This is a genomic window from Bacillus sp. FJAT-27245 (genome assembly GCF_001273955.1).
GTDB lineage: Bacteria > Bacillota > Bacilli > Bacillales > Cytobacillaceae > Bacillus_D.
Window position 1 is genome coordinate 2,433,252 of sequence record NZ_LIGI01000001.1, and the last position, 23,267, is coordinate 2,456,518.

The following is a 23,267-nucleotide window of genomic DNA, read 5'->3' on the forward strand; positions in this document are numbered from 1 at the left end:
TCTCCTTCATCCTGCTTAAAGTGTCTATTGTCTGGTTACATCCTCCCCAAACCATTTATTGCTGATCTTTGAGAATGTACCATCTTCTTTTAATTTTTGAACAGCATCATTCAATGCTTTTTCAAGCGAATCATCGTCTTTCCGGACCGCGATCCCGACTGGCATCTTCAAGAATGGATCTCCTGCTACATCAAAAACTTTCGGTTTAAGAGTCTTATAATACCTGCCTACCGCCTCTGCGACGATGACCCCTTCAACCCGCCCAAGCGCAAGGTCATTAAAGACATCCGTGTAGCCGTTATACGCCTTCAATTCCTTTACTCCATCAATCTCTCTTGCCGCGCTTTCACTTGTCGAACCCATCTGGACCCCGACCTTTTTCCCTGACAAATCTTCCTTTGTACGAATATTTAGCGGGTTGCCGCTTTGAACTGCAAGAATCTGGCCCAATCGCAAGTATTCAACAAAATCAACTTTCTGTTTCCGCTCTTCGGTAATGCCCATTGAAGACATGATGATGTCATAGCGTTTTGCATCTAGTCCTGGCAGGATTCCATCCCATGCTGTCGGGATAAAATTCGCCTTGACTCCAAGCTCCTCGGAAACCGCCTTTGCGAGGTCAATATCAAAACCAACCAATTCATTTTTGTCGTTCCTGTAATTCATCGGTGGGAACGTATCGTCAACGGCGATTGTAATCTCGCCCTTCTTCTTTATTTCTTCCAGCGTGTTCCCGTTCGTTGCGGACTTCTCCGCGGCTTTGCCTGCTGCTTCCGGAATGTCCTGCTTTGCCCCACAGGCGGTTGCCATTAATGCCACCATAAGGATAAGTACAAACTTGAATGCTTTTTTCATGATGATTCCTCCTCTAATTCTTTAATTCTCTAATTCTCTAATTCTTTAGCGAGATAAAGTTATGTTGTTTATTTTAGCGGGGAATTTTCTATTTTGCAAGAATTTTTTATGGAAAGATTCATATTCAAAACCTATCCTGCTAAATAAAGCGATATTAGGGAAAGTTATAATACAGAAAATAAAAAAAGCTTCGTTCCATGATAAAACAAAGCTTTTCCCGCCAAACACGGATTTATGGAAAGTATTTTTTGATGACGGTCCTGTTAATCAGGAACTAAATTTGAAACAAGAAATTAGGGGAGGATATGTGGAAAAAATTATTTTAGGAGGGTTTTGATGATTACTTAATCCTTATTTCTCCATCCAAAGTCAACTGATGATAAAGGATGATACTATTAATAATGTAACATGCTCATTACCGTAAAAAATCGTTTTCATTTTCCTTTAAAAATAAATAAGGAAGCACCGAATCCGGCACTTCCTTTAAAGCCACTCTCCTAGCAAGAGTCCTATATAAACCAATAAAATACCGCCTGCCAAGCTTGCGGCCATGTATCGAAGGCGGAGATTTCTGCCGGGCGCCTTAACCAGTTCAAGCATGAACGTTGAAAACGTCGTAAGGGCGCCCGTAAAGCCAATCCCGAATAAGGCATATACGTTACCGCTAGCCGCTTTGCCCGCCAAAAAACCAAGCAGCAAACAGCCGATGAAATTCGCAAGCATCGTGCCGACCGGAAAAGCTTCCTCCCTATTCAGCCGGCGGGAAAAAAACATCCGGCAGACAGCCCCGAGAAAACCTCCAACCGCAATCATTAGCAAATTCATCTTTGCATGCCCCCTCTTTTCACAAAAGCGGTCCTATATCCAAGCCAGGAGAGAAGGAACCCGCCTGCCAGACTGACGACTAAATAGGCAAAAGAGTAAAAATAGTGCCCGGATTCCATAAGCTTAACCAACTCCAGGCAAAAGGTTGAAAAAGTTGTATACGAACCGAGAAGCCCCGTTGAAAAAGCGGCGGATAGACGCGGATTCAGCTTTTTAAAACCGATGAACCTTGCGGTGAACCAGCCAAGCACGTAAGACCCAGTCAGGTTGACGAACAATGTTCCATAAGGGATCACCGACTCAGGCGAATGAAGATATGTAAGGAAATAGCGAAGTATGCTGCCCATTGCACCGCCAATACCGACAAAGACATATATCATGAATTAACACATTCTTTCACTGCGAAATTTGTTTACCCTGGCCCAGCCTCTTCAGCAGTCCCTCTTTTACCGCTGGCCACTCGGAAGCAAGGATGCTATACACAATCGTATCCCTGATAAATCCATCCTGCAGCTTCCTCTCCTGCCTAAGGACGCCTTCTCTTACTGCGCCAATCCGTTCGATTGCCCTTTGCGAGACAACGTTCCTCCCGTCCGTTTTTAGCTGCACCCTGTTGAACCCAAGTTCCTCAAAAGCTGTTTCCAAAAGCAGATATTTGCACTCTGTATTTACGGCTGTCTTCCATACGATTGGGTTCAGCCAGGTCCAGCCGATTTCAAGGCTTTTGTTTTGCTGGGATATATCAAGGTATCGTGTGCTCCCGATTATCTTCCTATCCGATTTTCTTCGTATGATGAAGGGGAACTGGACACCTTTCTTTTTTTCCTCTAGGGCGGCTTTAATCACCTGTCCCATTTCGGCTTTTGTGGAAATTTTCGTGGCCATGAACCGCCAGATTTCAGTTTGCTTTCCAGCCTCCCACAACTCATTAGAATGGCCGGTTCCCATCTCTTCCAAAATTACATAATCCCTTATAATTGGCACGCGAAAGATCATGAGCTTCATCTCCCCCTCAGGTCCTGCAAATGCAAAAAGCCGCCGGGTTAACCGGCAGCCCAATTAGCTTTCCTGAAAATATTCCTTGTAATATCCACCAACTTTACCGGTATTGTCTACAACAAAATAAAACTCATCCGTTTCATTTTTAACGTCATAAACGTTACCTGGCGTCAGGACATTGTTGACGATGTATTTTTTTGCGTTGGCGTGAACACATTTCACTTTTTTAACAGTTTCTTTTTCTTGCCAATCCAAATGCCTCATCATATGGCCCCCTTATAAGTATATGACATCAGTATAATGAATACGGGGCGGTATCCGCAAGGGGCACCGTGTACGTTGGCAGCGGAATATCCAGAAACTGTGTGAATTCGAGCTCCCTTATTTGATCTGTTTCAAACGTGAAAACATCCCCGTTCAGTGTATCCTTGAACGTCATATAAGAAGTATTGCATATGTGATCTTTTCGGATAAATTGCAGATTTGTATAATGGTTGTTGCCATAATGGAGCCTATAAAACCCGTTGTCTTTTTTCATCTATCTCTACCTCTTTCTTAAAGGGTGGCATTCTTTCTTTACCACGGGAGGGATTTGTCCGAAACATCTCAGAATATTTTTGGAATAAGAAAAGTTAGCAACCTTTTAGGAAATAAGTTGTGTTGCCCGTCCTTTTGTACTGTTTTTAAATATTTTCTAAAAAAGGCTTCCCAAAAGCTGATTTAAGCTTTACAATGTTAGAAACTGAATATTCAATCTACGTTTCCAAGGAGGGCATTACAAACCAATGAAAATTATGAGCAATGAGCAGCTTGTCGTTTCTTATCGTGATGCAATGAAGACTGGGACGGAGAAAGAATGGATTAAAATCCTGAAAGATGAGATTCAGCGCAGGGGGCTTAGGCCTTTCAAAAAGTAATGTAAGTAAACTTTAACATCGCCAAGTGAACTCAGCCGCCGGCTCCATGCCGGCGGCTGTTTAAATTTTTGGAAATTGAAAGAGGACGTACTTCCTGATTTCTCTGGAATGTAAAAAAGCATCCCGTGGATGCTTTTTCCCTTTAGCCTTGAACCGCGGAAACTGGGCCCAATGACAATTCCTTTAAATAGTCCTCTATCTTAGCGGCTGCTTCCTCAAACGTTTCCGCAAAAATCTCTTTAAAATCACCAAAGTATTCAAGCTGTTTATGCTCATACATCGGATCGTAGTAGGATTCGAGCAGGATTCTGATCATCCCGGAATAGTCCTTGCCGGCGAGGCACTCCTTTAGCACTTCCTTCGCTTCTTGGGACTTGATGCGTTTCATGATACGGTCCAAAGCTTCCTTCACTTTTTCATGGTACCATGGCTCGTCCTTGTAAGGAGAGATGTACTCCTGTTCAATATGGCTGATCCGTACTTCAAGCGGCAAGTGGATTTGGATGTGGATGCCGTTCGTTTTCACATCCATCAATTCATCGGGCTGGACAATCCGTCCGATCCGTTTGCTTTCGGCTTCCATAATTGTATACGGAGGTTTATTCAATTCGGCAAGCCGCTCGAATAATAGCGCATCGAACATTTTTTGGGTGTTTCCCTCACCAAGCCCGATGGCGCCGAATATTGATCCCCTATGGCCCGCCATCCGTTCAAGATCCACAACGGGATAACCTTTCCGCTCGAGGATATGCAGCACCTCTGTCTTCCCGGTGCCAGTCATGCCATGGATGACAACCGACTTTTCAGGGAGCAGCTCGGGAATTCTTTTCAAAATATATTGCCTGTAAGCCTTGTAGCCTCCCTGGAGCCTCCTTGCCGTAATGCCGGAAAATTCAAGGAAGGATGTGACCGCCTTGCTCCGCATCCCTCCGCGCCAGYATTGGACGACAGGCAGTCCGGTTGGGCCGGCATATTCACGGATTGTTCGAAGCATTTGTGGGATTTTTGGTGAAACAATCTCCATTGCAAGCCACTTTGCGGCGTCGGAACCTTCTTTTTTGTAAAGGGTGCCGATCTTTGCCCGCTCCTCATCAGTGAACAAAGGAACGTTCTTAGCTCCGGGAATGGCCCCTTCTTTGAATTCTATTGGTGAACGAACATCGAACACAACTGGATTTTTGGCTGAAAATAGTTCTTCTATTGTAATTTCTCTCAAAATTGGATTGGCACCTCTGTGTTTTATACTTTATTTTCTTATTTTATAGGATTCAGGCGTATTTGCAAATGTCCTTGCTCTATACAACCAATCTTTTGCTAAATTTTACGCATCTTTTCCGCTGAATGTTGTCTATTTTTGCAGCCACTAATTTTCTGCCTCCGCTTGTCACTCATCCGGTCTTTCCCTGACAACCTAACGCGATTCCGGCCTACGCTTGTCACTCATCGTGACTTTCTCTGAAAGCCTAACGTAATACCCTCAAGAGGCCTTGTTAAGTTATTGATTCCTCCAACGGATGAAAAATTTCACACCAACAAAAAATGGCTACCCAAAAGGATAGCCTGTCAGCTCACGAATTCCCCTCCATAGAACTTTCCACTTAACAGGAAATTTATTGGTGCCGCTTCTTTCATAAACAGCGTTAATTGTTTTAAGCTTAACGGACCAGTTAAAGCCATCGAGGATGATACCTTCTCCCGGATAATAGCTATTATCCCAGTTCCAAATTGCCGATTTGTAGACATTTGTTTTGAAAACCGCCATATCTCCGGGGTACCTTTGTTCCGGAATACTTGGGAATCGTGGGCAATCCTTGTCCCGCCATTCAATACATGTGAAATAGCCTTTTGTAAAATCAACCCTTAATTCATATGCCCCCGTACCTGGAAGCTCGGTGATAACGGTCAAATATAAAGGCTGTTTGGCTGGTTCGATGGAGACCAGGCCATCATGAAGTGTGAATAGCTCTTTTTTTCTATTCAGAACCGTACAGATTTCGGCTGGGCCTGGGGTAAAACCATCATTTTCAAAAAGCGACTTTGCTTCATTGCAGAGGGCGGAGAGCGGCAATGGCCCTTTTTCATCGAGAATCCTTAAAATTTCTTCGTACAGCCGCATCTGTCCCACCCTTTCTTCCCTCATATCTCTTTCCCGCCAATCTACTTTTAGTATAGTAGAATGTCAGTCAATCTTCTGTAACAATTCGCACGTTTCGGTTGGAACGTTTTGCATTGATGTGCCGATTTTGGGGTAAAAGTCGAACAGGGGGTATGAACGATGAAGAAAATGGCAAAGCACTTCAGGGTGCCAGGCGGCTTTTTAGGTAAAATCGCAGGTAAGATCATGTACATGGAAAATAAGAAAATCAATGAATGGACAATCAGCCAACTCTCCCTTTCCAATAGGCAAAGGGTCCTCGAAATTGGCTTTGGCCCCGGCTACGCCATTGGAGCCATCGCAGAGCGTTTTCCAGATTGCCTGATAGAGGGCATTGACCTTTCGCCGAAAATGAAACAAGAAACGGAAAAGAAGCATTACCATTTAGTCGAAACAGGAACAATAAAGCTGTGGCAGGGCGAAGTTTCATGTTTTGATTTTCCTAAAGAACAATATGACCGGGTTTTCTCTGTCAACAATTATCCGCTTTGGAAAAACAAACAGGAAACATTAAACAGAATTGCAACTTCACTCAAACCAGGCGGCAGGGTAGTGATTACAGTCCAGCCCAGGGAGGAAGGGGACAACAATAATACTGCGAGGGAACTAGGGAAACAGCTTGAGGCTGGCCTGAAAGCGGCGGGACTGCAAAATAACTGTATTATCTTTAAAAAAGTCCACCCCACCCTTACCGTCTCTGCAACAGCCGAAAAACCACACCGCTAATGATGTGGTTTTTCTTTATTCCGCCAAGATGAACGCCTCACAAGGCAGACTCCTTTTCCTTTTTAAAGCAGGAAACGAGCTCCTCCAATTCAGCCAATCTCCCCTCATGAAGAAGCTGGACAATCGTGCTTCCGGCAATGACGCCATCACAATAGGAACCGAGTTCATGCGCCTGTTCTGCGCTTGAAATGCCGAATCCGGCAAATACGGGAAGTCTGCTGACACTCTTCACCTTGGAGAGAAAAGTAGCCAGCCCTTCCTCGAAGCTGCCTCTGCCGCCGGTTACCCCTTTAACAGTAACAGCATATACGAACCCGTTCCCTTTTTCCGAAATGGCCCTTATTCTTTCAACAGGTGTTGTCAGCGTGACCAGACGAATCAATTCGATTCCCGAATCTGTCAGGAATGGCTCCATCAATCCTTCTTCCTCTAAGGGAAGGTCGGGAATAATCAGTCCATCAATGCCAGCTTCCTTACTGTCCTTGCAGAATTCGGCAATACCATATGCGAGGATCGGATTTACATACGCCATGACGATAATCGGGATTAAAACCGAAGCACGGGCTTCGGCAATTTGTTCAATGGTTCCCTTTAGTGTCGTTCCGTTTGCAAGCGCCCTTAATCCCGCCTCCTGGATGACCGGGCCGTCTGCTACAGGATCGGAAAAGGGAATGCCGACTTCTATGGCGGAAGCGCCCAGCCTCTCGAGAAGGACAAGCCTTTCCGCAAGGCATTCCAGCCCGCCGTCGCCAGCCATTATATACGGGACAAATGCCTTTTCATTGCCTTCTTTCAACCGCCTAAAGTTTTCAGCGAATCTACTCATGTGCTTCCCCTCCCTCAAATTTTTGTCTAACTGTTTCGACATCCTTGTCCCCTCTTCCTGACAGGCAGACAACAACAGATTCGCTCGAATCCATTTTTGCGGCAAGCTTTACCGCAAAGGCGACTGCATGCGCGCTTTCAAGTGCCGGGATAATCCCCTCCTTGACAGCCAGCAGCTTGAATGCGGACAGTGCTTCTTCGTCCGTAATCGAATCATATTCTACCCTTCCGTTATCCTTCAGATAACTGTGCTCGGGACCAACGCCCGGGTAGTCAAGCCCAGCTGAGATTGAATGGGCCTCCTGAATCTGGCCGTCCTTGTCCTGAAGAAGGTACATGAATGCACCGTGAAGGACTCCCGGTTTTCCTTTTGTTAATGAAGCGGCGTGGAATGGAGTACCGAGTCCGCTTCCCGCAGCTTCAACGCCGAAAAGCTTGACCTCCTGGTCTTCGATAAAATCGTAAAACATCCCCATCGCATTGCTTCCGCCGCCGATACAGGCAACAACGGCATCAGGGAGACGACCCTCTTTTTCGGAAAATTGTCTTTTCGTTTCCTTTCCAATCACGCTTTGGAAATCACGCACGATCATCGGGAAAGGGTGCGGGCCCATGACAGACCCCAATAAATAATGCGTGTCATCCACATTGGCAACCCAATAACGGAGTGCCTCATTCACCGCGTCCTTCAGAGTGGAGCTTCCTGAATGAACACTCACAACTTTTGCTCCCAATAGCTCCATTCTGAAAACGTTCAATGCCTGCCTTTTGACATCCTCCGCCCCCATAAAGATGATGCATTCGAGATTCAGCAAAGCGCAGACCGTCGCCGTTGCAACGCCATGCTGACCGGCTCCTGTTTCCGCAACAATTTTCCGTTTTCCCATCCTTAAAGCCAGCAGCGCCTGTCCAATCGTATTGTTGATTTTATGGGCGCCGGTATGGTTCAAATCCTCCCGCTTCAAATAAATCTTTGCACCCCCCGCATGGCTTGTCAGATTTTCGGCAAAATAAAGCGGGGTTTCCCGTCCGACATACTCTTTTAAAAGCCTATCCAGCTCGTGTTGAAATAACGGGTCATTTTTCGCCTCCCTGTAAGCATCTTCCATTTGCAGGATTGCCTGCATCAATGTTTCCGGAACGTATCTTCCGCCAAATGTTCCGAAATGGCCCCTCTCGTCCGGCATCGTATACGTTTTCATAAAGTTGCTCCTCCCCTTTGCTTTGCAGCAAGAATGAAATCGTTGATTTTTTCTAAATCCTTCTTTCCGTCCGTTTCAACCCCGCTGCTGACATCAACCATATACGGATTGGCTGTACGTATGGCTGCAGCGACATTTTCACTGTTCAATCCGCCAGCTAGAATGATTCTTTTGCCATCCAACTCCGCATCTTGGAGGATAGACCAGTCAAACGACATTCCTGTTCCTCCCCTGTAGGCGCCTTTTGGGCTGTCCAGCAAAAAGCCATCGCACGCATATTCATTAACCAGCTCAAGATCGGCAGGGGTGCCAATATTGAATGCTTTAATGACGGGAAGGGATATTTCTTTGCAAAAATTGGGCGATTCCTCCCCGTGGAGCTGGATATGGGTGAGGCCACAGTAGTCCGCAATTTCCTCAATTCTTTGTTTTGGTTCGTTTACAAAAACACCGACCTTGTGAATATCCGCAGGCAGATGAGCGATGATATCCCTTCCAAGATCAGGGGATATCCTCCTTTTGCTTTCGGCAAAAACAAAGCCAAGCGCGTCCGCTCCGAACTCTACTGCTTTCCTTGCAGTCTGGGCATCCATAATTCCGCATATTTTCACCTTCATCGTTGCGCCACCTCCATCTTTGGTACGATGAATTCCCGAAGGCTTTCCTCAAGGGTTCCGCTCTCCATCAGCGTCTGGCCAATTAGCAGCCCTTGCGCTCCAGCCCCCACTGCAAGATTTGCATCCGCAGCCGTTTTCATGCCGCTCTCACTTATTAGGCAGGCTCCGGAAGCGCGTACCTTTGGCCCCAATTCTGTGGTTGTATTCAATGAAACTTTGAAAGTCCGTAAATCACGGTTATTAATTCCGATTAATTCTGCCCCGGTTTTAACCGCTATCGCAAGCTCTTCTTCATTATGGATTTCAACAAGAACCTCCAGCCCAAGCGATTCCGCATAAGTTTTTAGAGACTGTAATTTCGTTTCCTCAAGGGCAGCCGCAATCAATAGGATAATATCGGCTCCCGCCTGATAGGCAAGGTCGATTTGAACTTCGTCAATAATGAAATCCTTGCAAAGGAGCGGCAAATCAACTGCACTCCTCACCTCCCGCAGGTCATCGAATGATCCATTAAAAAATTTCTGGTCTGTTAGCACAGAAATAGCCGCGGCACCGGCCTGCTCATACGATTTTGCCTGTTCGCCCGGGCGGATCATGCCATTGATCAGTCCTCTCGATGGGGAGGCCCGTTTGTATTCCGCAATAATGGCCACGTTCTTTTCTTTCTTCAATTTTTGGATGAACGGCTTTCTTTGTGGCAGACAGCCGTAAAGCGGCATGTCTTTTTTCTTTAAAATAGCAACTTCCTTTTCTTTTTCTGCAAGTATTTTTTTCAAGATTGTCTCCACTTAAATTGCCTCCTTTCGAATCTGGGCGGAAAAGTCCCTCAAACCTTCAAGTTTACTGTAGGCTGCTCCGGTATCAATGCTCCTCCTCGCTAGTTCTATTCCTTCAATGATGCTTTCGGAGCACCTTGCCGCATATATTCCCAATCCTGCGTTCAATAGGACAGTCTCCCTGAACGGCCCTTTTTTGCCAAGTAACACGTTCAAAAGGATTTTTGCGTTTTCCCCGGCCGAGCCTCCTTTTATTTCGGAATTGCTAAACGACTCAAGCCCAGCTTCTTCGGGAGTAAACTTCAAATACTTGATATCTCCTTCCTCAACGATTGCCAGATTGTTTTCTCCTTCAAGGGAAGCCTCATCCAAAGAGCCTTTCCCGTTGATGACAATTGCCCGCTTCCGGCCGAGAACTCTAAGTGTTTTTGCAAATAAAGGGATGAACTCCGATTTATAAACCCCGACAAGCTGGTAATCCAAATCAATCGGATTAGACAAGGGCCCAATCAGGTTAAACGCTGTCGGTATTTTCAGCTGCCTCCGAACAGTTGTGATTTGTTTCAATTTCGGGTGGACATGCGGCGCAAACAAAAATGAGATTCCCAGTTCATCAATAATTCTCCTGGAAACAGCCGGCGGTATATCAAGGCGAATGCCGAGATGCTCCAGAACATCGGCGCTCCCAGTCTTACTTGAAATGCTCCTGTTTCCGTGCTTGGCTACCTTTACTCCCGCACCCGCGATGACAAAGGCGGAAGTGGTGCTAACATTGAACGTTGACGCGCCATCGCCTCCAGTCCCGCAATTATCCATGGCATGGCGTACCTTTTTCTCAAACCCTTGTGCCTGATCCATTAAAGCTTTTGCCATGCCTGCCAGCTCTTCAGGTTCCTCGCCTTTCATTTTCAAAGCCATGAGGAAGGCGGCGATTTCTGATTCTGCCGCTTCACCATTCAGCATTTTTCCGATTGCTTCCTTCATTTCCAATTCAGTTAGGGCGACCCTATCAGACAATTTAAGCAAGTACTCTTTCATTTCGATCCTTCCTTTCAATTTTCTTCAGAAAGTTTTCAATGATTTGTTTTCCGAATGGCGTTCCAATGGATTCGGGATGGAACTGGATTCCATATACCGGAAAGTCCCGGTGATGGACCGCCATGATCTCTCCGTCATCATCCGCAACCGCATCCAAAACGAGAGACTGCGGGAAATCCATTTTCCCTGCCACGAGTGAATGATAGCGCATCACACTCATATTCCTTGGCAGATTTTCAAAAAGCCCGCTTCCATTATGAGTAACCGGGGAAATCTTTCCGTGGCGGATTGACGGCGATTTTCTAACAGTTCCCCCAAACGCTTTAACGATTACCTGGTGCCCGAGGCATATGCCAAGGATAGGAAAATCCCGATGAAGTTCCCGGACGATTTCCATGCATACCCCGGAGTCCTCCGGCTTTCCCGGCCCTGGTGACAGGACTATTGCTGTTGGGTTTAGTATCCGAATGTCCGGGATGGTGATTTTGTCATTCCTCAAGACCAAAGCATTTTCCCCTAATTCTCCAAAATACTGATAAAGATTAAAGGTAAAGGAATCGTAGTTATCAATTAACAGAATCATGCCAACCCTCCCAAGAAAGCTTTTAGTTTGTGGATTGTTTCCTCGTATTCAAGCTCTGGTACTGAATCCTGCACAATCCCGGCGCCCGCCTGGATAAAAGCTGTCCCGTCCTTAATGGCCATTGTCCTGATTGCCAGGGCAAAGTCCATCTCACCCCCAGCCGATAGATATCCTATGGCTCCTGAATAGAGGCCCCGTTTCGTCCCTTCAAGCTCATTGATTATCTGCATCGCCCTTATTTTCGGCGCACCGGAAACCGTCCCAGCTGGAAGGCAGGCTGCCAAAGCATCTATCGCTGAAAATTCGGGCCGCAGTGTTCCCTTCAATTCGGAAACAAGATGCATTACATGGCGGTATTTCACGATTTCCAGGTATTTGTTGACCTGTATTGTTCCAAATTCGCAAATCCGGCCAAGATCATTTCTCCCGAGATCAACGAGCATCCGATGCTCTGCCAGTTCCTTCTCATCGTGTATCAATTCGTCCGCAAGTGCCGAATCTGACTGCATGCTTTTCCCTCTCGGCCTTGTACCGGCTATTGGATTGGTGTAAACCGTCCTTTTACTCACTTTTATAAGGCTCTCCGGGGAAGCACCCATTACGGTGTATGCCCCGAACTCGAAGTAAAACAAGTACGGGGAAGGGTTATGCGTCCTGAGCTTTCGGTAGCAGGAAAAGGGATCACCTTTGAACTTCGCGCTCATCCTTCGGGAAAGAACAGCCTGGAAAACATCACCCTCTTCTATATGCCGCTTGACAGTTTTAACTTTATTAATGAATGCCGGTTTGGTGGTTGTGCCGGTAAAAGCTCCGAGTGAAAATGGCGCAGCATGAATTTCACAATGTGGCTTGGCCAGTTCATGCCTTCTTTTTTCAAGCCTTGCTGCAAGGCTCTCCTCTGTTGTCGCTGGGAGGAGCGGTACTCCTGCTATGTAGACCTTTTGCTCCAGATGGTCATATACAATGACTTCTTCAAAAAACATGAAATGGCAATCCGGCATGCCAATCCCTCTGTCGGGCACGTGGCCTATATCCTCATAAAGCCTGGCCACATCGTAGCCCGCATAGCCCGCTGCTCCCCCGAAGAACGGGAATGGCATATTAGTTTCGATAATTGGCATCATTTTTTGGATAACCTTGAGCGGATTCCCGTCAATTGCCGTTTCCATTCCCGTTGAGTCAATCAATCGGCTTTTTGTTCCATCGGCAATCAATTCAAATGCAGGATTTGCGCCAATGAAGGAATAGCGGCCGGCATCTGTATGCTTTAACGAACTTTCCAGAAGGAACTTTTTGTTTCCTCCCAGTTTTTGAAAAATGGACACGGGGGTCAGGGTGTCTCCATGCATTTCAATGTACTGGACCCTCGCTGCTGTCCCAGCTGCCTCTCCCATCGACATCACTCCTTGTCTTTCAATTTTTTAAAAAACAGAAAAGGTGGCCCTCAAATCCCATTAAGAAATAAAAAAAGTCCCCTATACACATAGAAATCATGTGTATAGAGGACGATTGTGCAACCGCGGTGCCACCTCAATTGGAATGCCAAAACAGAGCATTCCCTCTTTCAGGTACGGGAAGTTAAACCGATACCCTATCCTTTTAACGGCGGAAACCCGTGCAGCCCTACTGTCATTCAGGCAGCCTCTCGCAAGCCCATTCAACCTTCCTCCCTGTACCGGTTCGCACCCTTCCCGGTTCTCTGTGACAGGCAATGAAAGCCTACTCCCCTTGCTCAACGATTTGCTTTATTCAATTTAAATGACCGAAGTTTTTTAAGAAATTTAACCTTAACATAGCCAGGAACATTTCCCGAAAATGCAAAAAGGGCCCCTGTCCAAAAAGGACGGGAGACCCGTGGTGCCACCTTCATTGGCTGAACAAACAGCCCGCTTAGTCCGCATCAAGCCGAAAATCGGCGAATGCGCGCCCGATGTAACGATTAGGCAGATCGCCTGAGCCTACACCCTGCTATAAGGGTTCGGTCAGGAAGCTCGGAAGTCCATTCACACAGGCATCCACGCTGATTCGCACCAACCATCAGCTCTCTTTGGTTTCCGCCTATGCTACTCCTCTTCGTCAACGCTTTATGTATTGTTTATTATCATAATAACGAATTTTCAGAATGTCAACCCAAATCTTATTTTTCTTTTAATTTACTCATGTAAGATTTTCTTGGCCATGTCCCGCCACACTTCCGCAAGAGCAGGAAGCGCTACAAGCTTTTGTAAAAATTCCGCATCCCTTTTCTTATGCAGGATTGCCGATGTTGCGGAAAAAACCGTAATTCCCTGTTCGTTTCGTTCCAAAAGTACTATGTCCGAATCAACTCGAATCACTCCTTCTTCAAGCACCCGGAAGAAGTAGCCGGTTAAACTTGTTTCGTAAACCCTTTTTAAAAAGGGATCAATTGAGTTGAATCTTGAAATAGTCGAACATGGCACCCTGCCCTGTGTAATTTGGACGATCGCCCCACCGATTTTAAAAATGTCGCCAATAAAAACCTCGGATTCACGCATGCCTGCCGCGGTAATGTTTTCTCCGAATACCGGCGGGTCAAGCTTAACGCCAAACTCTTCCTCCCACTTTGGATAATGCTCAAAAGGGTAAAGGCATAACGCCCTATCCGGACCGCCATGGAATTCCCTGTTGGCGATTCCGTCCCCCGCCAGGCCTTCCCGAGAGAGAAACGCTTCCCTTACCGGTTCTTTTCCCATTGCCGATAGGTATTTCTTCCCATTGCTTTCAATGTTTTTCGGCATTCCGGCTGCCAATTGAATGATTTTTGGTTTGGTCACTAAGTTCGCCCACTTTTCAATTAAAAGGATATATTCTTTTTACTACAATAACGGCTATTGGTAAATAGTAAAGATACAGCAAGTTCATTCGTCGGTTTCCTGATGTTTTGCAGGGGACTATTTTATTGCTATTATATCGCAAAGGCGGTTCAGCTTATAATGGATTACAGCGAAAAGCTATGCCAGCAATCAAGTACCAAAAAGGCAGGTAAGGCTGGAAAGTCGGGAGAAATAGCAAAGCAGAAATGGGCGATTCTGTCCCTTTCATCCATTCCTCTCGTCATGACACTTGGAAATTCCATGCTTATTCCCGTCCTTCCTGCGATGGAAAAGAAATTGTCCATTACACCGTTTCAGACAAGTATGATCATTACGGTTTATTCTATAGTTGCAATCTTCCTGATCCCGGTTGCGGGGTATCTTTCAGACCATATCGGCCGGAAAAAAGTGATCATACCGAGCCTAATCATTACTGCATTGGGAGGCGCCATTTCTGCCTGGGCTTCTTGGAAAGCGGATGATGCATATTGGATTATTCTAGCGGGCAGGGCGCTGCAGGGAGTCGGGGCTGCCGGAGCTGCCCCTATTGTCCTGCCACTTGTAGGAGACATGTTCAAGAGCGATCATGATGTAAGCAGTACCCTCGGGGTTATTGAAACATCAAATACGTTCGGGAAAGTTCTGAGCCCTGTCCTGGGAGCATTCCTTGCGGGGATTGTCTGGTTCTTGCCGTTCTTTCTCATTCCGGTCTTTTGTGCGATATCGATTTTAATGATGGGGTTACTTGTAAAATGCCCTAAGAGCGAAGAAAAGCCGATTCCGTTTAAAACATTTTTTGCGAATATCAAGGACACTTTTACAAAAAAAGGGCGCTGGCTGAATGCAATCTTTTTCATCGGCGGCATTTTAATGTTTGTCCTCTTTGGAGTTTTGTTTTATTTATCCGAGGTTTTTGAAAAAGAACTGGGAATTAAGGACCTTAAAAAGGGACTTTTCCTTGCTTTGCCGCTCGGTGCGCTTTGCCTTTCCTCCTACATTACCGGAAAAGTGATCAAAAAGAATAAAGTGTTAATGAAATGGTTGATCCTCGCGGGGATCCTAATGGCTGGCGCCTCAATAGCGGTCCTTTATTTTTCGGTCAAGCTTTGGTTCCTCCTGACGATGTTTACGATTTGCGGAGTCGGAATTGGCGTCTGCCTGCCCTCCCTTGATGCGCTAATTACCGAGGGTATCGATAAAAAGGAACGAGGCACCATTACCTCGATTTACAGTTCGATGCGATTTATCGGGGTAGCCGCCGGACCTCCGCTCGTAGCGCTTCTTTTGAAAAAATCGGATGTTTGGATTTTCGTCCTTTTAAGCGGCGCCTGCGTCCTATCCGCGCTTGTCGCCCTGCTGAAGATTCGCCCGGGGAGAAAGGAAGAACCCGCTGGTTAAGGGCAGCCTGGCCATGGCTGCCCTAAGATTTTTTTAGTGCAGGCTTTTCAAAATTATGTTATAGTTAAAAAGTAATTTCTTTTGCGGGTGTGGCGGAATCGGCAGACGCGCTAGATTCAGGTTCTAGTGGGGGCAACCCCGTGGAGGTTCAAGTCCTCTCATCCGCATAGTTGACTGAGTGCAAAACCGTTTATGGTTTTGCACTCTTTTTTTTGAAGGCTAAACAACCCGCGTATTTATGCCGAGTACCCCGATATAAATGCCTTACAAGGCCTTATTAAATGCGATTTTCTGTTAATAAGGCCGAATAACCCTGTAATAATGCCAAACAAGGCAATACTATTGCCGATTATCCCGCTATTAACTTATACCATTGAAAATGGCCCAGTAAGAACTGAGCCATTTTTATTATTTATTAATTACTTGCTTTTGTTTTAAAATAGATAGCTAAAACCAATGCAACAATCCCCGGAACACCATAAGTTACGCTTATTGCGATTACATGAACTGAAAAAGGGGCTGACCACTCAGGGTGTTTAAGATAATTCTGATAATCCAGATAAAGTTTACATAACATTATTATTATCAATAAAAATGAAAGAATTAAAAATGAATTCGACAAAATTTTAAACTTATTGGCCATTTTGATTCCCCTTCATTTTATCAAGCAATAATTAATGATATTTTATCATATTATCAGAAAGTTGGAACTCTTTTGCAACGGGGAATCTTAATTTTTCACCGCATCCCTATGGGGAGTAATCACCAGGTTCGGATGGGTGATCGCCGCGCTTGGCATTCCTTTTATTTCATCTACTGATCCATACTTCTCTCGTAGTTCCTCAATTGGACCGAATTCAATCGCCCTCATGATGCAGGTCGATACACAAACCGGATCCTCACCTTTCGCCTGAAGGTCCAGGCAGAAATCGCATTTGTTCGTTTTGAATAATTTTTCGTTGTACTGGGGCGCGCCATATGGGCAAGCGGATACGCAAAATTTCGTCCCTGCGCACTTATCCTGCTCGATGACAGTAATCCCGTCTTCCTTCCTTTTCACAATCGCGCCAGTCGGGCATACCGGGACACAGGCCGGCTTAGTGCAATGGTTGCAGGAAATCGAAAAGTAAAACGCTTTTATGTTTTGTACGATTGCCGCCCCTTTTTGGATGTACGCGCCTTCCTCATAGGCGTACACCCGTCGGAAATTCAATCCCACTTCTAAATCCTTTTTGTCCTTGCAGGCTACCGTGCATGCCTTGCAGCCAGAGCAAATGCTCTGATTGATATAAAAACCCATTTGTGCCATCGTCGGCCACTCCCCCTCTATGCTTTCTGTACCTCGACGAGATTCGTTAGCTGCGGGTTTGCTTTTGCAAGCGGAGTCGGCCTTTGGGCGGTCAGCACGTTAATGGAGCCCCTTTGGTCGATTCCATCCTTGTCGGGTGTATACCAGGCACCCTGTGGTATCGCTGCGACCCCCGGCAGTATGCGGCTTGTCACTTTTACCAGGATGAGCAGCGCGCCACGGTCGTTGAAAACCCTGGCCCTATCTCCGTCCTTCAAGCCTCTTGCCCCGGCATCTACTGGATTAAGCCACATTTCCTGGCGCGCCGCTTCTTCCAGCCATGGATTGTTATCATGGGTGGAGTGGCAGCGCCTTTTATAATGCCAGCTAATCAATTGCAAAGGATATTTTTCCTTCAGCGGGTCGGCCGGGCCTTCCCATGCTGGCACATACTTTGCGAAAGGTGGAATGACATCATGCTTGTCCATGTCCCACAGCGCCTTGGAAAATAACTCAATTTTCCCGGACGGCGTCTCAAATGGATTGTTTTCCGGGTCGTCAATCTGCTTTTTGAAACCAACGAGTGGTTCGTCAAACGCAAAATGGTGGATGCCCTTTTTCCTGAACTCTTCGAATGTTGGGAAACCTGGGTCAATCTCGGCCCTTGTCCGTTCCACGCTTACCTTTACCCAGTCAAGCATCGTTTTTCCTTCGGTAAAAGCTTCCCTCATGCCGAAATGTTCGGCAACATCGGCAAACACATCATACTCATTTCTGCATTCATACAGCGGATCGATCGCTTTTTCACCAAATACGACATAATCCCCAAAGCACCATGGTACACCAATGTCCCACCGTTCAAAAAAGGTTGTTCCCGGGAGGAGAATGTCCGCATACCTGGCACTCGGCGTCATGAACAGGTCGCTCACCATAATAAACTCGACCTTGCTTTCATCCTCGAGCAGCCTTGTCGTTTTATTAATATCTGAATGCTGGTTGACGAGCATATTACCGCCTATATTAAAAATCAGTTTTATATTGCTCGTTAATTTTTCCGTCCCTTGAAGGCCATCTTCCGCGGTGAGCTCCGTCCCTCTTTCAACGGCATCTGCCCATATGAAACAAGGAATTGTCGCTTTTACCGGATTTTCGGATGTGATCGGATAGGCGATGCCCGACCTTGACCAGTATCCTGTTCCTGCCGCCCATCCGCCGAGCTTGCCGACATTTCCGGTCAGGCAGGCGAGCTGTGCGCCACCACGCATGATTTGCTCCCCGTACGCATGTCGTTGTGGACCCCAACCCTGCAGGAGCGCCGCGGGTTTGATGGTGGCATAGTCCCTGGCAATCTCCCTTATTTTAAATGCAGGAACTTTGCAAATCGCTTCGGCCCATTCGGGCGTTTTCGGAATACCGTCCGTTTTTCCAAGCAAATAGTTTCGCAAATTTTCTTCCTTGGGCACCCCATCCGGCATGTGTGCTTCATCAAAGCCGATGCAGTATTTATTGACAAACTCCTTATCATAAAGGTTTTCGGTGACCATCACATACGCCATCGCGTCCATCATCGCATTGTCGGTCGTTGGCAGAATCGGAATCCATTCATCAGCAAACGCAATGGCCGTATCCGTATAGCGAGGGTCGATGACGATAATCTTCGCCCCATTCTTTTTCGCTTCACGCAAATACGTAGTATATGGGGTTGAGAAAATATTTTCCGATGGGTTGTGGCCCCAGAGAATAATATACTTCGAATGGAGGAATGAATCGAAACTCGAGCCTGAATTATTTGTACCATACGTATATGGAGTCGCTACGTTCCCGGCTCCCGAACTGTAATCGTTCCTGTAACCGAGGTAGCCGCCGGTCATCGCAAGAAGCTTCCTGGCCATGTTCCGCCCGCCAAACAGGCCCCATGACTGCCCTGACGCATAGTTCACGTACCTTGATTCCGGGCCGTACGTGTCGCCAATTCTTTTCATCTCGTTCGCGATCGTTTCAACGGCTTCGGCCCAAGTAATCCGCTCGAATTTTCCTTCTCCGCGTTTGCCGATCCGTTTCATCGGGTACTTGAGCCGGTCCGGATGGTAGAGCATTTTCTTATAGCCCCGCCCGCGGATACAGGCACGCATTTGCGGAGTAAGGATATCGTCTTTATTTGTGTCCGTACTGATTCTAACGACCTGCCCGTCCTTGACATGGGCCTTAATGACGCAGCGGCCGCCGCAATTATTGATGCTGCATGTAGAAATGACTTTTTCCGGGGTTTCCGCTTTTTTCGCCATTTCCTGGCCTACCTTGCCGGCCAACTGGCTTGCCCCGAACCCGCCGAGCACGAGAGGAATACCAATCCCTCCAGACCATTTTAAAAACGTCCGCCTTTTTATTTGTTTTTCCAGCAACCCTTTTTCCATATCATTATTCGGCATCGGACAATCCCTCCACGAGTTCATTAAGGAAATCCAAATCATTGGCAATGAAATCGGCAGCCAGTATAGCGGCCCCTTTGTACAGCTTGCTGTCTGTGCTTTCCGCTAATCTTTTCCCAAAATCGCCGATCCACTGGCCGAGGTGCTTACTCAGGAAGTCGCGCTGTTTCTCGAGAATAATGAAAAACTCATGTTCTTCTTCTACGTGAATACCTTTTATGATGAGAGTAAGCATGAATTCCAGTTCTACAGCCAGGTGGTCATCGGGTTCATTGTTTTCTTTTACAAACCAAAGGCCTTCACGATGGAAATGCTGCCGAACCTCATACATCACATCATCAAAAAGCATCTGCTCACTGCTTCGATAAAACGATTCCCACGGAGGAGCTGGCAATGTGCCCGGTCCAATGAACAGCCTGGAAAACTCGGTTGCTTCCCTTTTTAAACAAGGGGCACCACTGAAAAAATCATGCAATCCCGCTCCGCCAGAGCCGAGCTCCCCTAGGCCGCCAACATCCTCATATTCCTTAAAGGCATGCACCCACCCCTTGTCGAGAGGCGCCTGGAATATCCTAAGGAGAAATTGGTATAAATTTCGTCTCGCTTCTATAAATGTTCGTATCTGTGATAAGCCCTGCTGTGCCAGCAATGATTCCACCCTCTTATTTTGTGAATAATTTCACATATGATAGTTCATTTTTTCTTTCGAAGTTCCTTCCTGCTTTCTAAATTGATTCTATCCAACTTTATTTTAGCAATAATAACCAGCCTGCGAATGGTTTTGCTCAATTATTCACATATTGTTCGGAAATCCCTCCGCAATGCCTTACTACTCCCGCCTTTCAAAAAAAATATCTTTATGGTATTTTTAATGGAGGCAAATGTTATTAGGAGGAAAAAACACGATGGAAATTACAGGCCACACAGTAGAATTTCTTGAAGATCCGTTTGGATTATTGGCAGGGGAGCGCTACGAATTCCTGCTTGATATAGCTGTTGAAGAAGACGATGAATTGTATTCCGAATTGGGAACTGGGCTAAAGGTCATTTTTTCAGTGGAAGGCGAAGAACACAAAATTGCACAGTATAACTTTTTCGAGAAAAGTTCCGGAAAAGTTTTTGATTTTGCTTTGGAAGACGATGAGGAAGAAATGGTCCTCAACTATTGCATTGAAAATTATGCCTAAAGAAAAAGGTATCCCGGCTGCCGCCTGAGGATACCTTTTTATACATATAAAGATAAAGATGATTCAGTTAGATGTATCGCTTGCTTGTATTCGCGACAACCTGAAGCTCCCTGGTTGTCTTCTGCATCGCGCTGCTGCAAATAGGGCATTCGGGCTCATCCTCGCTCTTAAAATTGTCCCTTATCCACGCCTTGCAACCTTCCTTCGTGCATTCCCATATATCCGTCTCTTCCATTACTACTTCCTCAGTATTTCTTCGCCCAAACGCCATTCCAGGCACCTCCATGTTTTTTATTCACTTGGCCATGCTCCAACCCGCTTCAGGGCTTCATTCTGACCCGTCCGGATGTCCCTGAACTAAAAATCACCGATGCAAAAGGGACTTGCAAGCCACACTTTACATACGGTGAATTGAATCGTTTAAAGTTTCGAACTACAACAATTATACCTTATTTTCCATGTTTGGTCTAATGAATACTTCGGCTATACTTTTCCTCCAAAATAGACATGCTTCGCGGCCAGCTCGGCGCCCGCTTCAAGAATGCCGTACGAAAATTGTTTCTGCCTCCGTTTGTCGGTTGCGGAACCGGGATTGAAGAGCAGGATGCCGTCTGTATATTTGAGCACGGGTATATGCGAATGGCCATAAATGATACAATCCACCGATTCCCCAGCGAATGATTCGAGTGCCCGCTTTTCGGTCGTTTTTCCTTTACCGTGGCCATGGACTAGGCCAACTTTGAATTTACCGGCCTGAATGATTTTCTTTTCCGGAAAAAGGTTCTTCACGTCCTCACCATCAACATTCCCATGGACGCCCTCAACCTTCGCAAAAGCCGAAAGAATGGAATATMCCTCTGGGACCTGCCAATCCCCGGCATGAATGATGAGGTCCGCCGTTTTCAAATCAGGAATGATAGCCTGCGGCAAAGCCTTTGCTTTTTTGGGAATATGAGTATCCGACAAGACGACAATTTTCATCATTTCTCCCTCACCCTTCTTCTCTTTTTAAAATAAAGGAAAAGGATAATGCAGATAGTCAGCCAGGCGCCGCCCGCTGTAAAACCGCCAATGATGTCGCTCGGGTAATGCACACCGAGATAAATCCTGCTGATGCCAATCATGACAATCAACAAAAGGAGGAGTCCGCACCCAACTGCCTTTGTACCTGCTTTCTTTGAATACTGAAAAACCAGGAAAGCGGCAGCGCCATAGAATATCATCGACCCCATTGAATGGCCGCTTGGAAAACTGAAGCCCTGTTCAACAATTAACGGCTCGATGTCGGGCCTCTGCCTTTTGAATAACGCCTTAAGGAATATATTAAATAGAGAGCCAACGCCAGATGACAACCCGATAAATATGCCAACCCTCCACTTTCTTTTTAAAAAGGAAACAGCCATCATACCAATGACCGCGGTGGTAATCCATGCTACCGATCCAGCCATGGTGATCAAAAGCATGAATTTTGTCAGGGAGGGTGAGACCGTTCCTTGGACAATGCCAATAATCATTCTATCAAACTTCTCCAGCTCATGTTCTCTGATTTCTCCGGCAACCTCGACAAAAGCGAACAGGAAGCCAAAGAGGATAATTAGTGCTAAGCCAATATATGAGAATGCTAATTTCATTAATCTGTTTACCATCTAAGCCACCTTTTTACCATTTTCCGCAAGGCCGACCCGGAAAGGATCGGCCCTGGGGCTTATGCCTGTTTTTTTGCCCGTGATGCCGCTTTTTTGCGGGGCGCGGCCTTTGTTTTCGGTTTCGTCCGGTCGATTGATGCCTGCAGGGCTGCCATTAAATCCGTGACATTGGATGGCGCCTCTTTTGCAGCAGGAGCGACTACTTCCTTGCCCGCCCGCTTTGCCTCTATTAATTCAAGCAGCGCAGTACGATAATCATCGGTATACTTTTCCGGTACGAAATCTGTTGTCAATTGGTCAATTAGCAGGATAGCCGTTGCCAATTCCTTATCTGTAACCTTATCGGCATCCGGGACATTCGGAACATCGTTTGCCTTTCGTACTTCATCAGGGTAATGGATTGTTTCCATCACAAGCGTATTTTCATAAACCCGGAGGACGGCAAGCTGTTCCTTTGAGCGGATCATAATTTTAGCAAGCCCTACTTTCCCGGAGTCCTGAAGCGCCCGTCTTAACAGGGAATACGCCTTGCTTCCTCCCTCATGCGGGGACATGAAGTAACTCCTGTCGTAATAGATGGGGTCGATCTCTTCCATTTTGACAAAATCAATTATTTCGACTGCTTTTTCTTCATTTTCCTTCTTCAATTTTTCGAGGTCCTCGTTATCCAATACCACAAACTTGCCCTTTGTATACTCGTATGCCCGAACAATTTCCTCGCTTTTCACTTCCCTGTCGCACACCGGGCACACTTTTTCGTATTTAATCGGCGAATTGCATTCCTTATGCAATGTCCTTAATTTCACATCCCTGTCCTCTGTTGCCGCATGGAGTTTTATTGGGATATTGACAAGCCCGAAACTGATGCTGCCTTTCCAAATTGTATGCATAGTAAATTCTCCATTCTTTTTGAGGTTAGTTTGTGTAAAATTTTCCGCCACAAACAATAAAAGATTTGGAAAACATG

29 protein-coding genes, 1 tRNA gene and 2 other annotated features are annotated in these 23,267 nt (G+C 46.2%); of the genes, 6 read left to right on the plus strand and 24 right to left on the minus strand.

Going from position 1 to position 23,267, the window contains the following annotated elements:
• Positions 1–24: 24 nt before the first annotated feature.
• Entirely contained in the window at positions 25–855 is an 831-nt protein-coding gene (locus ADU24_RS11710) for an ABC transporter substrate-binding protein (protein ID WP_053366805.1), read from the minus strand.
• A gap of 61 nt (positions 856–916) precedes the next feature.
• Here ADU24_RS11710 and ADU24_RS11715 point away from each other — a divergent pair, with 61 nt between their 5' ends.
• Positions 917–1,192, plus strand: coding sequence for a hypothetical protein (locus tag ADU24_RS11715; protein ID WP_053366806.1), 276 nt, complete (start codon positions 917–919; stop codon positions 1,190–1,192).
• A 146-nt stretch (positions 1,193–1,338) separates the two neighbouring features.
• Here the strand turns inward: ADU24_RS11715 and ADU24_RS11720 are convergent, their stop codons facing one another.
• From ADU24_RS11720 to ADU24_RS11740, 5 genes are all read right to left on the minus strand, one after another.
• Positions 1,339–1,680 (minus strand): fluoride efflux transporter FluC, encoded by a 342-nt coding sequence (locus tag ADU24_RS11720; RefSeq protein WP_053366807.1) that lies wholly within the window; start codon positions 1,678–1,680, stop codon positions 1,339–1,341.
• Positions 1,677–2,060 (minus strand): fluoride efflux transporter CrcB, encoded by a 384-nt coding sequence (gene crcB, locus ADU24_RS11725; RefSeq protein ID WP_053366808.1) that lies wholly within the window; start codon positions 2,058–2,060, stop codon positions 1,677–1,679. The genes ADU24_RS11720 and crcB overlap by 4 nt, the downstream gene beginning before the upstream one ends.
• Before the next feature lie 16 nt (positions 2,061–2,076).
• Positions 2,077–2,676 (minus strand): GNAT family N-acetyltransferase, encoded by a 600-nt coding sequence (locus tag ADU24_RS11730; RefSeq protein WP_156324567.1) that lies wholly within the window; start codon positions 2,674–2,676, stop codon positions 2,077–2,079.
• Positions 2,677–2,739: 63 nt separating this feature from the next.
• On the minus strand, positions 2,740–2,943 hold the full coding sequence (locus ADU24_RS11735) for a DUF6501 family protein (protein ID WP_053366809.1): 204 nt from the start codon (positions 2,941–2,943) through the stop codon (positions 2,740–2,742).
• A gap of 28 nt (positions 2,944–2,971) precedes the next feature.
• Entirely contained in the window at positions 2,972–3,217 is a 246-nt protein-coding gene (locus ADU24_RS11740) for a hypothetical protein (protein ID WP_053366810.1), read from the minus strand.
• 247 nt (positions 3,218–3,464) lie between these two features.
• Between ADU24_RS11740 and sda the strand changes: the two genes are divergently transcribed.
• Positions 3,465–3,596, plus strand: coding sequence for a sporulation histidine kinase inhibitor Sda (sda, locus tag ADU24_RS11745; protein WP_053366811.1), 132 nt, complete (start codon positions 3,465–3,467; stop codon positions 3,594–3,596).
• 142 nt (positions 3,597–3,738) lie between these two features.
• Here sda and mnmH read toward each other — a convergent pair whose 3' ends face one another.
• Complete coding sequence (gene mnmH, locus ADU24_RS11750; protein WP_053366812.1) at positions 3,739–4,812, minus strand: tRNA 2-selenouridine(34) synthase MnmH; 1,074 nt, start codon at positions 4,810–4,812, stop codon at positions 3,739–3,741.
• A 327-nt stretch (positions 4,813–5,139) separates the two neighbouring features.
• Entirely contained in the window at positions 5,140–5,736 is a 597-nt protein-coding gene (locus ADU24_RS11755; protein WP_053366813.1) for a hypothetical protein, read from the minus strand.
• Between the two features lie 135 nt (positions 5,737–5,871).
• On the opposite strand from ADU24_RS11755, the gene ADU24_RS11760 reads away from it, so the two are divergent.
• Positions 5,872–6,477, plus strand: a complete 606-nt coding sequence (locus tag ADU24_RS11760) for a class I SAM-dependent DNA methyltransferase (protein WP_053366814.1) — start codon at positions 5,872–5,874, stop codon at positions 6,475–6,477.
• A 37-nt stretch (positions 6,478–6,514) separates the two neighbouring features.
• Here ADU24_RS11760 and trpA read toward each other — a convergent pair whose 3' ends face one another.
• From trpA to ADU24_RS11800, 8 genes are all read right to left on the minus strand, one after another.
• Positions 6,515–7,303, minus strand: coding sequence for a tryptophan synthase subunit alpha (trpA, locus tag ADU24_RS11765; protein ID WP_053366815.1), 789 nt, complete (start codon positions 7,301–7,303; stop codon positions 6,515–6,517).
• A complete protein-coding gene (gene trpB / locus ADU24_RS11770; RefSeq protein ID WP_053366816.1) occupies positions 7,296–8,504 on the minus strand; it encodes a tryptophan synthase subunit beta in 1,209 nt (402 codons plus the stop codon). The genes trpA and trpB overlap by 8 nt, the downstream gene beginning before the upstream one ends.
• The gene (locus ADU24_RS11775) at positions 8,501–9,121 is read right to left on the minus strand and encodes a phosphoribosylanthranilate isomerase (RefSeq protein ID WP_053366817.1); all 621 of its coding nucleotides are present in this window, start codon (positions 9,119–9,121) and stop codon (positions 8,501–8,503) included. The genes trpB and ADU24_RS11775 overlap by 4 nt, the downstream gene beginning before the upstream one ends.
• Entirely contained in the window at positions 9,118–9,909 is a 792-nt protein-coding gene (gene trpC / locus ADU24_RS11780; protein WP_053366818.1) for an indole-3-glycerol phosphate synthase TrpC, read from the minus strand. The genes ADU24_RS11775 and trpC overlap by 4 nt, the downstream gene beginning before the upstream one ends.
• Complete coding sequence (gene trpD, locus ADU24_RS11785; protein ID WP_053366819.1) at positions 9,910–10,935, minus strand: anthranilate phosphoribosyltransferase; 1,026 nt, start codon at positions 10,933–10,935, stop codon at positions 9,910–9,912.
• The gene (locus ADU24_RS11790; RefSeq protein WP_053366820.1) at positions 10,916–11,518 is read right to left on the minus strand and encodes an anthranilate synthase component II; all 603 of its coding nucleotides are present in this window, start codon (positions 11,516–11,518) and stop codon (positions 10,916–10,918) included. The genes trpD and ADU24_RS11790 overlap by 20 nt, the downstream gene beginning before the upstream one ends.
• Positions 11,515–12,912 (minus strand): anthranilate synthase component I, encoded by a 1,398-nt coding sequence (gene trpE, locus ADU24_RS11795; RefSeq protein WP_156324568.1) that lies wholly within the window; start codon positions 12,910–12,912, stop codon positions 11,515–11,517. The genes ADU24_RS11790 and trpE overlap by 4 nt, the downstream gene beginning before the upstream one ends.
• Positions 12,913–13,016: 104 nt before the next feature.
• Positions 13,017–13,263: a binding site (T-box leader), on the minus strand.
• 91 nt (positions 13,264–13,354) lie between these two features.
• Positions 13,355–13,607, minus strand: a binding site (T-box leader).
• 64 nt (positions 13,608–13,671) lie between these two features.
• On the minus strand, positions 13,672–14,313 hold the full coding sequence (locus ADU24_RS11800) for an MOSC domain-containing protein (protein ID WP_231689606.1): 642 nt from the start codon (positions 14,311–14,313) through the stop codon (positions 13,672–13,674).
• A 57-nt stretch (positions 14,314–14,370) separates the two neighbouring features.
• On the opposite strand from ADU24_RS11800, the gene ADU24_RS11805 reads away from it, so the two are divergent.
• Entirely contained in the window at positions 14,371–15,750 is a 1,380-nt protein-coding gene (locus ADU24_RS11805; RefSeq protein ID WP_269432231.1) for an MFS transporter, read from the plus strand.
• A gap of 83 nt (positions 15,751–15,833) precedes the next feature.
• A tRNA-Leu gene (locus tag ADU24_RS11810) sits at positions 15,834–15,917 on the plus strand.
• 248 nt (positions 15,918–16,165) lie between these two features.
• Here ADU24_RS11810 and ADU24_RS11815 read toward each other — a convergent pair.
• From ADU24_RS11815 to ADU24_RS11830, 4 genes are all read right to left on the minus strand, one after another.
• Positions 16,166–16,393 (minus strand): hypothetical protein, encoded by a 228-nt coding sequence (locus ADU24_RS11815; RefSeq protein WP_053366823.1) that lies wholly within the window; start codon positions 16,391–16,393, stop codon positions 16,166–16,168.
• Positions 16,394–16,480: 87 nt separating this feature from the next.
• Complete coding sequence (locus ADU24_RS11820) at positions 16,481–17,059, minus strand: DMSO/selenate family reductase complex B subunit (protein ID WP_053366824.1); 579 nt, start codon at positions 17,057–17,059, stop codon at positions 16,481–16,483.
• A 17-nt stretch (positions 17,060–17,076) separates the two neighbouring features.
• Complete coding sequence (locus ADU24_RS11825) at positions 17,077–19,467, minus strand: DMSO/selenate family reductase complex A subunit (RefSeq protein ID WP_053366825.1); 2,391 nt, start codon at positions 19,465–19,467, stop codon at positions 17,077–17,079.
• Positions 19,457–20,116 (minus strand): TorD/DmsD family molecular chaperone, encoded by a 660-nt coding sequence (locus ADU24_RS11830; RefSeq protein ID WP_231689607.1) that lies wholly within the window; start codon positions 20,114–20,116, stop codon positions 19,457–19,459. Before ADU24_RS11830 ends, ADU24_RS11825 begins: the two co-directional genes overlap by 11 nt.
• Positions 20,117–20,372: 256 nt before the next feature.
• Here ADU24_RS11830 and ADU24_RS11835 point away from each other — a divergent pair, with 256 nt between their 5' ends.
• Entirely contained in the window at positions 20,373–20,654 is a 282-nt protein-coding gene (locus ADU24_RS11835; protein ID WP_053366827.1) for a DUF6509 family protein, read from the plus strand.
• Positions 20,655–20,721: 67 nt separating this feature from the next.
• On the opposite strand, the gene ADU24_RS11840 is transcribed toward ADU24_RS11835, so the two are convergent.
• The 4 genes from ADU24_RS11840 to ku form a co-directional block, all read right to left on the minus strand.
• Positions 20,722–20,925, minus strand: coding sequence for a cold-shock protein (locus ADU24_RS11840; protein WP_053366828.1), 204 nt, complete (start codon positions 20,923–20,925; stop codon positions 20,722–20,724).
• Between the two features lie 212 nt (positions 20,926–21,137).
• Positions 21,138–21,638 (minus strand): metallophosphoesterase family protein, encoded by a 501-nt coding sequence (locus ADU24_RS11845; RefSeq protein ID WP_331457040.1) that lies wholly within the window; start codon positions 21,636–21,638, stop codon positions 21,138–21,140.
• A complete protein-coding gene (locus ADU24_RS11850; RefSeq protein WP_053366829.1) occupies positions 21,635–22,300 on the minus strand; it encodes a phosphatase PAP2 family protein in 666 nt (221 codons plus the stop codon). The genes ADU24_RS11845 and ADU24_RS11850 overlap by 4 nt, the downstream gene beginning before the upstream one ends.
• Before the next feature lie 59 nt (positions 22,301–22,359).
• Complete coding sequence (gene ku / locus ADU24_RS11855) at positions 22,360–23,190, minus strand: non-homologous end joining protein Ku (protein WP_053366830.1); 831 nt, start codon at positions 23,188–23,190, stop codon at positions 22,360–22,362.
• Positions 23,191–23,267: the final 77 nt, after the last annotated feature.